Origin of the sequence: Leifsonia shinshuensis (genome assembly GCF_022606355.1) — a bacterium.
GTDB classification, from domain to species: Bacteria; Actinomycetota; Actinomycetes; order Actinomycetales; family Microbacteriaceae; genus Leifsonia; species Leifsonia shinshuensis_B.
The window spans coordinates 1-12,624 of sequence record NZ_JAHHZQ010000002.1; the positions used below are offsets into that span (position 1 = coordinate 1).

Annotated in this window: 9 protein-coding genes; 4 read left to right on the forward strand and 5 right to left on the reverse strand. The window is 70.1% G+C overall.

Annotation, left to right across the window (positions count from 1 at the left end; all coding sequences use genetic code 11):
• Positions 1-42 precede the first annotated feature (42 nt).
• The 4 genes from KNO15_RS06760 to KNO15_RS06775 all read right to left on the reverse strand — a co-directional run bounded on the left by KNO15_RS06760 (position 43) and on the right by KNO15_RS06775 (position 5,514).
• A complete protein-coding gene (locus tag KNO15_RS06760) occupies positions 43-2,070 on the reverse strand; it encodes a right-handed parallel beta-helix repeat-containing protein (RefSeq protein ID WP_241702710.1) in 2,028 nt (675 codons plus the stop codon).
• An 83-nt stretch (positions 2,071-2,153) separates the two neighbouring features.
• Positions 2,154-3,083: a carbohydrate ABC transporter permease gene (locus tag KNO15_RS06765; RefSeq protein WP_241702711.1), complete on the reverse strand. Its 930-nt coding sequence runs from the start codon at positions 3,081-3,083 to the stop codon at positions 2,154-2,156.
• Positions 3,083-4,057: a carbohydrate ABC transporter permease gene (locus tag KNO15_RS06770; protein WP_241702712.1), complete on the reverse strand. Its 975-nt coding sequence runs from the start codon at positions 4,055-4,057 to the stop codon at positions 3,083-3,085. Before KNO15_RS06770 ends, KNO15_RS06765 begins: the two co-directional genes overlap by 1 nt.
• Before the next feature lie 95 nt (positions 4,058-4,152).
• Positions 4,153-5,514 carry an extracellular solute-binding protein gene (locus KNO15_RS06775; RefSeq protein ID WP_241702713.1) on the reverse strand — a complete coding sequence of 454 codons (1,362 nt, stop codon included), beginning with the start codon at positions 5,512-5,514 and terminating at the stop codon, positions 4,153-4,155.
• A gap of 174 nt (positions 5,515-5,688) precedes the next feature.
• Between KNO15_RS06775 and KNO15_RS06780 the strand changes: the two genes are divergently transcribed.
• Complete coding sequence (locus KNO15_RS06780) at positions 5,689-8,889, forward strand: GH92 family glycosyl hydrolase (RefSeq protein WP_241702714.1); 3,201 nt, start codon at positions 5,689-5,691, stop codon at positions 8,887-8,889.
• 28 nt (positions 8,890-8,917) lie between these two features.
• Here KNO15_RS06780 and KNO15_RS06785 read toward each other — a convergent pair whose 3' ends face one another.
• A complete protein-coding gene (locus tag KNO15_RS06785; protein ID WP_241702715.1) occupies positions 8,918-10,090 on the reverse strand; it encodes a serine hydrolase domain-containing protein in 1,173 nt (390 codons plus the stop codon).
• Positions 10,091-10,197: 107 nt separating this feature from the next.
• Here KNO15_RS06785 and KNO15_RS06790 point away from each other — a divergent pair, with 107 nt between their 5' ends.
• The 3 genes from KNO15_RS06790 (at position 10,198) to KNO15_RS06800 (ending at position 12,353) form a co-directional block, all read left to right on the forward strand.
• Positions 10,198-11,253: a LacI family DNA-binding transcriptional regulator gene (locus KNO15_RS06790; RefSeq protein WP_241702716.1), complete on the forward strand. Its 1,056-nt coding sequence runs from the start codon at positions 10,198-10,200 to the stop codon at positions 11,251-11,253.
• Between the two features lie 368 nt (positions 11,254-11,621).
• A complete protein-coding gene (locus KNO15_RS06795) occupies positions 11,622-12,005 on the forward strand; it encodes a hypothetical protein (RefSeq protein WP_241702717.1) in 384 nt (127 codons plus the stop codon).
• A gap of 42 nt (positions 12,006-12,047) precedes the next feature.
• Entirely contained in the window at positions 12,048-12,353 is a 306-nt protein-coding gene (locus tag KNO15_RS06800; RefSeq protein WP_241702718.1) for a DUF4190 domain-containing protein, read from the forward strand.
• Positions 12,354-12,624: the final 271 nt, after the last annotated feature.

The following is a 12,624-nucleotide window of genomic DNA, read 5'->3' on the forward strand; positions in this document are numbered from 1 at the left end:
GGGGGCCGCCGGGGGGGGGGGCCCCCCCCCCCCCGCCGCTGGTCACTTCGAGATCGTGAGGGAGCCGAGCTCGATGGACCACGCCGTGGTGGCGCTGATGGTCGCCTTCAGATACTTCGTGCCGGTGGGCAGCGTCGCCGTCGGGGTGACGGTCGTCGACGCCCAGCCGTTGGTGGTGGCGGCCGGGGTGGTGTGCGAGGTTGCCACGTTCGTCCAGGTCGTGCCGTCCGGCGAGCTCGCAAAGGTGAGCTTCGTCAGATCCGCGCTGAATTCGTACACCGTGGCCGAGAAGGTCTTCATCCCGTCGAAGAGCCAGGTCACCGAGCCGGCCGAGCCGTTGGATCGCGAGAATCGCGACGCGTCGCCGTTCATGTTGCTGAGCGGCGTCGAGGTGTCGATGATCATGTTCGAGGTGTGCGACGCGCTGACGCCCCAGCCGCTGGCGTCGTCGACGAGCGTCGTGGGCCCCGAGATGTTCTGCGCCTCGTGGAAGCCGCGGCTGGGGGCCGCGGTGGCGGACACCGTGCGGCCGAAGTAGTCGCGGCCGCCGTTCGCTGCGATGACCGCTCCATTGCCGATCGCCGGCGAGGTCGACTGCAGCTGGTATCCCGTGACCGCGGTGAGACCCGTGGGGGCGGCGCCCGACGGCGAGACGAGCTGGGGGTCGGTCGTCAGCTTGTGCGCGTCCGCCGGTTCCCCCGCGGGGTGGCTGCCGAAGAACACATTGCTGTCGATGACCGCACCCGCGACGTTCGGGTACAGGTAGTCGCCGCTGCCGTGGTTCTCCACGATGTTGTCGCGGAAGCTCCACGCGCCGGTGGTGGTGCCGTCGCAGCCGTCGCAGAAGATCGGCTTCGAGGTGGCGCCCGACGGGATGTAGACCGTGTTGTTGTAGATGTCCGTGCCGGTCGGAACGCCGTACGAGAAGGTGAAGACACCCTTCACCCCGCCCCAGCCGTCGTTGACGCTGAGGTTGTAGCGCACCACGAGGGTCGACGAGTAGCCACCCATCATGAGCAGGAACCCGCCCTGGTTGTCGTGGCTGTAGTTGTACTGGAACACCGTGTTGACGTTGAGCAGGTCGGAGTCGAAGCCCTGGCCGTCGGTGTCGTGGGTCAGCGTGCCGTAGACCTCGTTGTACTGCACGGTGGTGTTCATCGAACGGGTCGGCCACAGCCCGGCGGACGCCGCTTCCGTCGAACCGACGATCGTCTTCTGGCCCGGGTTGCCCACGGTGTTGCTCTGGATCAGCGCCCCGTCGGTGCCGAACGTCAGGATCCCGTCGCTGTCCACGTTCTGCACCGCGTTCTGCTCGACCACCACGCCCGTGCTGAGCGCCGACTGGGTCAGGGCGTACGGCGTGGTCGTGTAGTAGCTGGCGTCCCAGAAGACGATGCCGGTGCGGCCGAGGTCGTGGACCGTGTTGCCGACGATGTGGACGTTGCTGAAGCTGTCGGAGGCGCCCTCGGCGTAGACGACGATGCCGCCGTTCAGGTGGGCGTCCACATCGGAGCAGTTGAAGCAGCCGTTGACGTCGTGCACGGTGGTGCCCTGGATGGTGATGCCGTTGAGCGTCCCTCCTCCGGCGTTGTCGACGAGGATGCCGCTGCGCGTGAGGCCCGGCGCGGCCAGAGTGCCGAAGTTGTCCGTCCCGGAGTCGTTGACCACCTCGAGCGAGCGGATGGTCCAGTCGTGCTGGTTCTTCAGCAGCACCGCGCCGCCGCCGGCGAGCGAACCGCCGTCGATCTTCGGCGCTGCGCCGGTGCCGTATGCGTCGATCGTGATCGGGCTGGTGGAGGTGCCCGATCCGAGCGGGTGCAGCTGGCCGGCCCAGCTCTGACCCCGCTTGAACAGGATGCTGTCGCCGGCGGCGAACGTCGTGGCGCCCACCTTGGCGAGCGACTTCCACGCGGTCGCCTGCGTCGTGCCTGCGGCGGTGTCGGAGCCGGCGGCGGCGTCCACGTAGTAGGTGGTCCCCGCCGCCAGCGCGGGCGCCGGGATCGCGACGACGGCTGCCGCCGCTGAGATCCCGACCGCCGCGGCGATCGCGAGCGCTCTCATTCGGAACATGGTGATTCCCTTCTTGTCTGCGTCAGCGCACGGCATCGTCGCCGTGCACCGTGGTGCGACCGGGCTGGTGGGGCGTGGCGGCCTCAGTCCTTCATTCCGGAGGAGAGGCTCACGCTGGCGAGGAACTGGCGCTGGAAGATCAGGAACAGCACGACAGGCACGATCGTGGCGAGGAAGAGGGCCGCGAGGAAGACCGAGAGCTCCGAGGTCTTCTGCACGATCGGCAGCGCCACCGAGATCGGCTGCAGTGATGTGTCCGTCAGCACCAGCGATGGCCAGAGGTAGTCCTTCCAGGCGGCGACGATCGCGAGCAGCGAGACGACGCCGAGGATGGGCTTGGAGAGCGGGAGGATGACGTACCAGAGCACGCGCAGTGTCCCGGCGCCGTCGAGTTGCGCGGCTTCCATGAGATCGCGGGGCAGCGCGCGGAAGAAGGTGCTGACGACGAGCACCCCGAACGCGTTGGCGGCGGCCGGCAGCCAGACCGCCCAGTAGGTGTTCTGGAGGCTGATCCCGAACGGCGGCAGGTCGATCACCGTCAGATAGAGGGGCACGAGCGAGACGACGCTCGGCAGGAACAGCGTGGCGAGGATCGCTCCGCTCAGGACGTTGCCCCATTTCGGCCGCAGCACCGCGATGACGTAGCCCCCGAGCACCGAGACGGCGAGGTTGGCGATCCAGGCGCCCACCGCCACGACGACGGTGTTGCCGAGGTAGCGGCTCACGTCCACCTGGTTCCACGCCTGGAGGTAGTTGCCCCATTGCCCGGCGTGCAGCCACACCCCGAGCGGGTCGCGCAGCACGTCCTGGGTGGAGTTGAGGGAGGCGAAGAGCAGCCAGAGCAGAGGACCGGCCCCGGCGACGACGACGCCGGCGAAGACGAGCACCTGCACGACGCGGACCGTGACGCGCGTGCGCGTCCGTCCCAGATCGTGTCGAGAGACGAACGATCCCTCGGCCACGGACTCGCGGCGGCGACGGCGGGTGCCTCGCGTGGTTTCGACGACGGCCATCAGTCCGCCCACCTCCTGGTCAGTCGGAAGTACCCCACGGAGAGCAGGCCGAGCACCACCGCGAGCATCACGCTCAGGGCGGTCGCGGCGCCGTAGTCGCCGTCGAGGAACGCGTACTTGTACAGCAGCAGCAGGATCGTGGTGGTCGCGTTCTGCGGCCCGCCCCCGGTGAAGAGGAACGGCTCCGTGAAGATCTGCGCCGCGCCGATGATCTGCAGCAGCAGCATGGTCATGACGATGCCGCGGATGGAGGGGAGGGTGATGTGCCAGATCCGTGAGCCGATCCCGGCGCCGTCGAGTTCCGCCGCCTCGTAGAGCTCGGGCCGTACCGATGCGATCGCCGCGAGGTAGATGAGCACGGAGGTGCCCGCGCCGGCCCAGGTGGCCTCCAGCACGATCGACGGCATGGCCGACGAGACCGCGTTGAGCCACGGCTGGGGCGGGACGCCGACCATCCCGAGGATGCTGTTGAACAGCCCCCCGCTCGACGGGTCGTAGAAGACCTTCCAGAGCAGGATCGCCACCACCGGCGGCACGATCACGGGCACATAGGCCAGCAGCGAGTACAGCCAGCGCCTGCGCGTGGTCACGGTCGAGAAGACCACGGCCATGAGGAGCGGGAGCGGGAAGCCGAACAGGATGGCCAGCACCGCGAAGTACAGCGTGTTCAGGATCGCCGTGCCCAGCAGTGGGTCGTGGAGCACGTAGGCGAAGTTGTCGAGGCCGACCCAGTCGGGCGCGGCCACGTAGTTGTTGCGCTGGACGCTCATGATCACGCCGCGCAGGATCGGAAGCCAGGAGAAGTAGAAGAAGACCAGGATGACCGGCAGCGCCAGGAGCAGGGTGCTCAGCCCGCCGCGGGTGCGCCAGCGCCGGAAGCGGCCGGGCCTGGCGGCGCGCGGGGCGGCCGCCCGAGCGGGCGTGGGCGGGACCGGCCGCTGTCGCGGCGGCCGCTCGTCGAGGGTGCGTGCCATGTCGTCTTCGTCTCTCGTGCCGCGCCGGCGCGGCGGGATGGGGGTGGGGAGGCTCCGGCGGCGAGCCCGGTCGCGTCGCCGCCGGAGCCCGTCTCTCAGCGGCCCAGCTTGCCCTGGACCGTCGCCGCTGCGCTCTTCAGGAGCGCGTCGATGTCGGCGTTGCGGTCGGTGAGCACGGCCTGGACCACCGGGTCGAGCGCGGCGTACACGTCCTGCGCGTTCACCGGCGGCTCCGCCTTGACCGTCTGCGTGGCGGCACGGTCGAGGTAGGGCTTGAAGTTGTCGACCGGGACGTTGTTCACGCCGGACACCCAGCCGAGGTACTGCGTGTACTTCGCGTCGCTCACGGCCGAGAGCCCGGGGATCGCAACCGGGGCGCCCTGCGCGGCAGCGGCCTCTGCGGCCTTCACCGCGTTGCCCTTGTCGGTGTACTTGTCGAGGTAGACGTACTTGATCCAGTCGACCGCGGCCTCCTTCTGGGCGTCGGACGCCTTCGGGTTCACGATCTCGATGTTGCCGCCGGAGAGGGTGACCGGCTTCTCCGACGCCGTCACGGTGGGCAGCGCGGCGAAGCCGAACGCCTTCGGCGCCATCTTCAGCTGCTGCGTGAGTGTGCCGAACGCGTCGGACTGGATGACGAACATGCCGACGTGGCCGGCCGCGAAATCCTGCGCGATGTCGGAGATGCCGACGAGCGCGTTCGCCCCCATCGAGCGGTCCGTCCAGCGGAGGTCGCTCAGGTAGGTGAGGGCGTCCTTGGTGGGCGCGGCGTCGAAGGTCGCCTTCGTCCCCTCGGCGTTCTCCATGGCGCCGCCGCGTGTGTAGGTCTCGGCGGTGAGGATCCAGCCGCCCATGTTGTCCTTGGTCAGCTGCGAGAAGCCCGTCTGGCCGGTCTTATCGGTGATGGCCTTGGCCGCCGTGCGCACGTCGTTCCACGTCGTCGGAGGCTTGTCGGGGTCGAGGCCGGCCTGGGTGAAGAGATCGCGGTTGTACGCGAGCCCGAGCGCGTAGGCCGAGGTCGGGATGCCGTAGGTCTTGCCGTTCTTGCTCGCCAGGTCGACCATCGACGAGTTGAGCTCGTCCTTCACGCCGGCTCCGTCGAGCGACGCGGTGATGTCGGCGGCCTGGCCGCGCTTGATAAGGCCGGCCATCTCGGTGAAGGGCACGCCGATCACCGTCGGGAGGTCGCCTCCTGCGAGCTTGGCCTGGAACGTCTGGGAGTCCCATCCGGTCTCGCTCGTGCTGATCTTCCACTTCGGGTGCAGCTTCCTGAAGGCGGCGACCTGCTCCTTGAAGAGGGCGAGCTCTGCGGTCTGCGACGCTGCGGGCTGGTTGCCGATCACGAGCTCGACCGCGCTGCCCTCGGCGCTCGGGCTGGCGGAGCAGCCGGCGAGGGAGGTGACGAGTGCGACGGTGGCGATGCCGGCGGCCGTTGCGGCGATCCGGGTGAGTCTCATCTTTGAAACCTTTCATAGGCGTTCGGGGTTCCGTCGACGTTCTCGGCTGTTCGCATGCCATGTCTTCGAGATGCTGTTTGCCAAAGCGCTTTATCATCGACAAGATGAAAGCATGACGATTTCGGTCCGACGTGTCAAGTCACGGATCGAAGAGCCCCGAAGGAGCAGCCGACGATGACCCGCGTGACCCTCTCTCCGTCACCCGGACCCGAGCGTGCCCCGGCCGCCGCGGCCGGGGCCGGGTTGCTCACGGACTCCCCGCTCCGCGCCTCCTGGCCGGCGTCGGTCGCCGTGCTCGACCGCACTGTGCTGCGCGAGGAGAGCATCGTGCTCGGGGAAGACGATGAACTGCGCTACGCCGTCCTCCCCGCCTTCGACCACTCCGCACAGATCGTCGACGCCTTCCGCGCATCGGCCATCGCGGTCGACCTGCTCTTCGACGACGGCACCCGGCTGCTGGCGGCGGATCCAGCCGACCAGTACGGCCTCCCGGCATCGGCGAGGGCGTCGCTCGAGCGCGCCGCCCTCACGCCCGACCAGTGGAACCTCCGCCGCCTCCCACTCGCGGCCCACGCCGGCCGCCGGGTCGTCGCGATCGAGGTCGTGGTCGACGCGCCGGCCCCGGTCGGGCCGACCTCCGGCGAACTCAGCACGTGGATCGACGGCGTGGCGATCGTGCCGGCTCGGCGGCTGCCCGTGGACGCCTCCCCCGCCGAGCTGGTCCTCACCACGCGCGGCACGCAGTCGTCGCCGACGGCCTCCCGGGGCAACACCATGCCGTTCGCGGGCCTCCCTCACGGTTTCACCCTGGTGACGCCGATGACCGATACCGCGAACGCGCACTGGAACTACGCCTGGAATCAGCACTCGGAGCACGGCAGGCTGCCGCGGCTGCGCGGGCTTGCGATCTCCCACACGCCGAGCCTCTGGGTGGGCGATCGCGGTGTGCTGCTGCTGTCGGCGTCCCCCGGGCCGCGCGAACCCGATCCGGCAGGCACCGCATTCGACCACGACGACGAGAGCGCGCGCCCGCACCGCTACGGGGTGCGACTGGCCGACGGCACGGCGGCCGAGGTGGCCGCGACCGATCACGGGGCGATCTTCCGCTTCGAGCTGGGCGCCGGCACTGCCGAGGCACGGCTCATGTTCGACCGTCTGGACGGAGGCGCGTACGTGCTCGACCCCGGCACGCCGCAAGCCGTCCGCGGCCATGTCGACAGTCGCGGCCCGCACACGACCCGTCTCCCTCGCCTCTATTTCGACGCCGTCGTGTCGGGGCGCACCGAGGAGGCCTCCGTCGTGCCCGGTATCGGCGGCGCGCCCGACAGCGCCGTCCTGCGTGTGCGCCCCGACGCGGACGGGGCGATCACGGTGCGTGTCGGCACCTCCTGGATCGGCGCAGAGGAGGCCCGCGCCGCGCGCGAGACGGAGCTGCCGCCCTCACGCGGCATCGACGACGTCGCGACGTCCGCGAAGCGCGCCTGGAACGCGCTGCTGTCGCGCGTGAGGGTCGAAGGGGCGACGGACGATCAGCTGGTCACCCTCTACTCCAACCTCTACCGCCTCTTCCTCTACCCGACCGCGCTCACCGAGGGGTCGGGACCGCACGAGCGCTACGCCAGCCCGTTCATCGACGCCGCGGAGGAGGACGGCCCCGACCACAGCCGATCCGCCGTGCGCTCCGGCCGCATGTACGCCAACAATGGCTTCTGGGACACCTACCGCACCTCCTGGCCCGGCTATCTGCTGTTCGCGCCCGACCGGGTCGGCGATCTGCTCGACGGCTTCCTCCAGCACTACCGCGACGGCGGCTGGACCGCGCGCTGGAGCGCCCCGGGCTATCTCGACGCCATGGTGGGCACCAGCTTCGACGTGATCTCGGCCGACGCCGTGACGAAGCACGCCCCCGGATTCGACGCCGCGGAAGCGTACGACGCGGCCTTACGCAATGCGACCGTCCACCCGCCGAGCCGTTTCACGGGACGCAAGGGCCTCCGCTCGACGCTGTATCGCGGCTACGTCGCGAACGATCTCGACGAGGGTCTCTCCTGGACCGTCGAGGGGGCGATCAACGACTTCGGCCTCTGGGTGCAGGCGACGGCGCTCGCCCGGCTGGCGCCGACGGGCAGCGGGCGCCGCTCCAGGCTCGATGCGGAGGCCCGCTACTTCCACTCCCGCGCGCTCGCCTACCGCAGGCTGTTCGACCCGGCGACCGGGTTCCTGCGCTCCCGCACCCCGGACGGCGACTGGGAGGAGCCCTTCGACCCGGCGGTCTGGGGCGGCGGGTACACCGAGACGAACGCCTGGGGCATGGCCGTGAGCGCTCCCCACGACGGCGCCGGGCTCGCGCACCTCCACGGCGGGCCGCAGGGCCTCGCCCGCCTGCTCGACGCCTACTTCTCGACCCCGGAGACCGCACGGGAGGAACTGCGGGGCACGTACCCGTCGGTCATCCACGAGATGACAGAGGCGCGCGACATCCGGCTGGGGATGTTCGGCCTCTCCAACCAGCCGGCCCACCACGTCCCGTACATGTACGCCTTCGCGGGAGCGCCGCACCGGTTGCAGGCCCTGGTGCGGGAGTCGCTCGCGCGGCTCTTCACCGGGTCGGAGATCGGTCAGGGCTACCCGGGCGACGAGGACAACGGGGAGATGTCGGCCTGGTGGCTCTTCTCGGCGATGGGGCTGTATCCCCTCGCGCCGGGATCCGGCGAGTACGTCGTCGGGTCGCCCCTCTTCCCCCGCCTGACGGTCGACATCCCGGGTGCGGGAACACTCGAGATCGTGGCGGAGAACCAGGCTCCCGAGAACGTCTACGTGCAGTCGCTGACCCTCGACGGCGAGCCGTGGGAGTCGCTGGCGATCCCGCACGCGCGGATCGCACGGGACGCGCGTCTCGTCTTCACGATGGGTCCGGAGCCGTCGGCCTGGGGCGCCTCGCCGGAGGCACGTCCGTCGTCGCTGAGCGACCACGACCTCCCGCTGCTCGACGACGCCCTGCGGGACGCGCGGGTCGCGTCCGGCGCAGGGCCCGCAGCCGCTGCGCTCACCGATGACATCGGTGCCACGACCGTCGAGCTGGCCGCCGGCGCGTGCGTGACGTGGGAGCTGCGGGAGGCTGCCGCACCCGAGTTGACGACGCTGACGCTCGCCGAACCCGGCCGCTACGCGTGGCGGCTCGAGCGCTCCGCCGACGGTACGGCGTGGAGCGTCGCCGACGAACGCGACGAGGAGTACGCCTGGGCGCATCAGCTGCGCGTGTTCGCCCTGGCCACCCCGTCCACTCCGGCCCGCTGGTGGCGGTTGACGGCGCTGACACCGCTCCCCCTGGAGCAGGTGGAGCTCCTCACTCCCTCCGCTGATCCGTTGCCCTGATCGCTGGGGGCGTGAGCGCCCCGCGGCGTCAGAGGCCGACGATGCCCTCGACGGCGGCGAGCATCGGAACCCACCGCGGGTCGATGCCGACCTCGGGGTAGAGCATCCGCTGGCTCACGAAGCCGAACGCGATGCCGGTCGCGGGATGCGCGAAGCCGAGCCGGCCTCCCATGCCCGAGTGCCCGAACGACCCGGGCCCGATCATCGGGTTGAGCGGGTTGCTGATCTCGAAGCCGAGACCCCAGACCGCGGGCAGGGGAGTCCCTCCCGTGCAGTCGGGCAGGGAGGCATCGGCCGCCTGGTTCTCTGACGCCTTGCGCACGATGCCGTCGGACAGCAGGCGCACGCCCTCCACCTCGCCGATGCAGGCGGCGTACATCGCGGCGAGTCCGCGACCGTTGGTGACGCCGTTGCCCGCGGGGATGACCGCGCGACGGAACTCGGGCTGGTTGAACGGCTCGGTGCCCAGCCGGCCGTCGACGCGCGCGAAGAGCGGGGGGAGCTGCGCGGCCGAAAGCCAGGCGGCCTCGCACACGTCGCTGACGGGCTCCGGCGGCCTCGGGGGAGCCTCGACGAGGCGTGTGAGGCTGGGCAGGTAACGCTCGTCGGCCGAGGCGGGCTGGCCGATCCAGAAGTCGACACCCAGCGGGTCCGCCACCTGCTTCGCGAAGTACTCCCCCACCGGCATGCCCGAGACCCGGCGGACGATCTCTCCCACCAGGAACCCGAAGCTGAGCGCGTGATAGACCACCCACTCGCGCGGCGGGTACTGGCTCGGCTGCGCGGCGAGGGCGGAGGTGACGGTCTCCCACTCGCTCGCCCGCGTGATGGGGTCGAGATCGATGTACGGGAGGCCGACGCGATGGGTGAGGACATCCCGGACCGTCAGCGCCTCTTTGCCCGCCGCGCCGAACTCCGGCCAGTGCTGGGCGACGCGGTCGTCGAGGCCGACGAGCCCGCGGTCGACCAGCTGCAGGAGGCACACCGTCGCCGCACCCTTGGTGATGGAGAAACCGAGCGTGACGGTGTCCCGCTGCCATGGGGCGCCCGAGAGCGGGTCCGCTCCGCCCCAGAGGTCCACGACGACCTCGCCATGGTGCCGGATGCTCAGGCTGCCGCCTTCGTCCGGCTCGCTCCCGATCGCCTCGGCGAATGCGTCCCGCACTGCGCGCCACCCGGGCGCCACGAATCCTTCGACCATTCGGTCACTCTACAAGAAGTCGCCAAAGCGCTTTACCATCGAGTGGTGGCGTGACGTGCGCCTGGATAGGATGCGCTGAGATCCAGTGCAGGAAAGAGGGCCGATCCGTGGAGTCCAAACCGGTCAGACTGGTCGACATCGCCCGGGCGGCCGGCGTCTCGCTGGCGACCGCGTCGCAGGTGATGAACAACTCCGGCCGGATCGCCGACGCCACCCGCCGGCGCGTGCTCGCGGCAGCCGAACGGCTCGACTACCGCCCCAACGCGCTCGCGCGGGCGACCGCGTCCGGCCGCAGCCGCACGATCGGCATCCTGGCCGAGAACGCCTCCGGCGCCTTCTGTATGCCGGTCCTGGTCGGCACGAACCGCACCCTCAGCCGTTTCAACCTCGCGAGCGTGCTCTACGACGCCGCGCACAGCGTCGACCTGCGTCACTCCCACTTCCGCGAGCTGCAGGCGCGCCAGGTCGACGGCATCGTCGTGATCGGCGACGGCGCCGACGTAGTCAGCCGATCGATCACGCAGGAGTTCGGCGGCCCGGTCGCCTACGCGTTCGGCAAGTCGAGCGACCCCGCAGACGCCGTCTTCCTCCCCGACGACGAGCAGGCCGGCCGGCTCGCCGCCGAGCACCTCATCGGCCTCGGCCGCACACGCCTCGTACATGTCAGCGCGGAGGCCGAGCTCGCCACCGTGGCGGGCCGCGCCCGCGGCTTCGCCATCGCCCTCGAGGCGCACGGCCTGCAGCCGGCGCACGAGCCCCTGTACGGCACGTTCTCCCGCGAATCCGGCTTCTACGCCGCCCGCCGTCTCATCGACTCCGGCGCCGAGTTCGACGGCATCTTCGCCGGCAACGACGCCATCGCCGTCGGCCTGGCCGCCGAACTGCAGGCGTCCGGCAGGCGCGTCCCCGACGACCTCGCCATCGTCGGCTTCGACAACACGGCGGGCCAAGCGGGCGAGCGGGAACTCTTCCTCACCTCCATCGACCCCCAGCTCGCGGCCGTCGGCTCCCGCGCGGTCGAATGGCTCGTCGCCCAGCTCGAAGACGATCAGGACGCCTCCCCCATCACCCCGTGGGTCGAGTGCACGCTCGTGACCGGCCGATCCACCGTCGGCGGCCTGCCGACACCGCGCTCGCTCGTGCTGGAGCAGCTGTTGGCTTAGTGAGGGGGCGGGGTGCCCGGACAAACACCTCCGACCAGCGCTCTTGTTGCGGTGCGGAGACGGAGGGATTGAACCCGACGCCGCTCCCTAAGCCCCTCTATCCTGGGTCCTGTCGCCACCACCCAACCCCCCTCAAAAGCAGCGTGAGATCAACGATCTACAGGCCTGGCTGACCCGCTCCAACCTCCTATGACCTCACTCGGTTGCGCGCAAAATGTGCGCAAATTCGGCACTGACCGGTTCCCCGTTCGACCAAGCAGTACCTCCGCTGGGCCAGCGGGATGCAGAAGCATTCGTCCCCCGATAGAGTGTCCCCGACGCACCCTTCAGGTGACCAACACCCGCCCCTTGAACTCGAGGAACCCGCCATGGCGTCCGCCCACGACTTCTTCCTGCTCGGCGACCACGAGGCCGCCAAGCAACTCGTCACCTCTGCGCTCCACGCCGAGGGCTTCACCGTCACTACCACCCCGTCCGGTGGTCTGCTCGCCAAGCGCGGGAGCGCTGCCCGAACCTTCTGGCTGGGTGCGATGGCGGGCAAGAACTTCCAGGTGTCCTTCCTCGTCGACTTCATGGTCGACCAGCAGGGCCGCCTGGTCGCGCGCCTGAACCGCAACATGATGTCAGGGGCGTTGAAGGGCGGAGCGATCGGCGCCGCCAAAACCGATACGGCGTTCCAGGAGACTGCCAACGCCATCGCTGCCGCCGCCCACCCCGCCGGCATCCTCGGCGGCAGCATCTCCCAGAACTAGCCACCTCACCCACCCCGCATCGCCTATCGGAGTCACCTCACCATGACCGACCAGAACCCGAACGCCTACCCGCCGGCCGCGCCCGCCTATGCCCCGTACCCGGCGCAGAAGAGCGGCACCAACGTGTTGGCGATCATCGCCCTCGTCGGCGCGTTCGTCTTCCCGCTCGCCGGTGTGATCTGTGGGCACATCGCCCTCGGCCAGATCAAGCGCACCGGCGAAAGCGGCCGAGGCCTCGCGATCGCTGGCCTCGTCATCGGCTACGTCTACATCGCCTTCATCGTGCTCTTCACCATCCTGACGATCGTGTTCGCCGCTTCAGCCGGGTACTCCGGCTCCTCCTACTGACCTGCACCCTCGAAGCCCCGGCGCCCGCGCCCCCTCCGGTGCGTCGTAGTCGAAGTACACGTAAACGTCGTGCTCAGCGACAGGCGTCCCGGCGAGCGTCTGGGCGACGGTCCGTGCAGCGGCCTCGCTCGTCGCGACCGAGCCATCGGACACTCGGACGGTGACGAGGGCCTGGGTGTTCCACGGGCGCGTCATCCGCAGCGCCCGCGACATCCCGCGCGATCACGTCGATCTGGGCTGCCGCCGTCGCCTCGTCCTGCGGGTCGAGGGC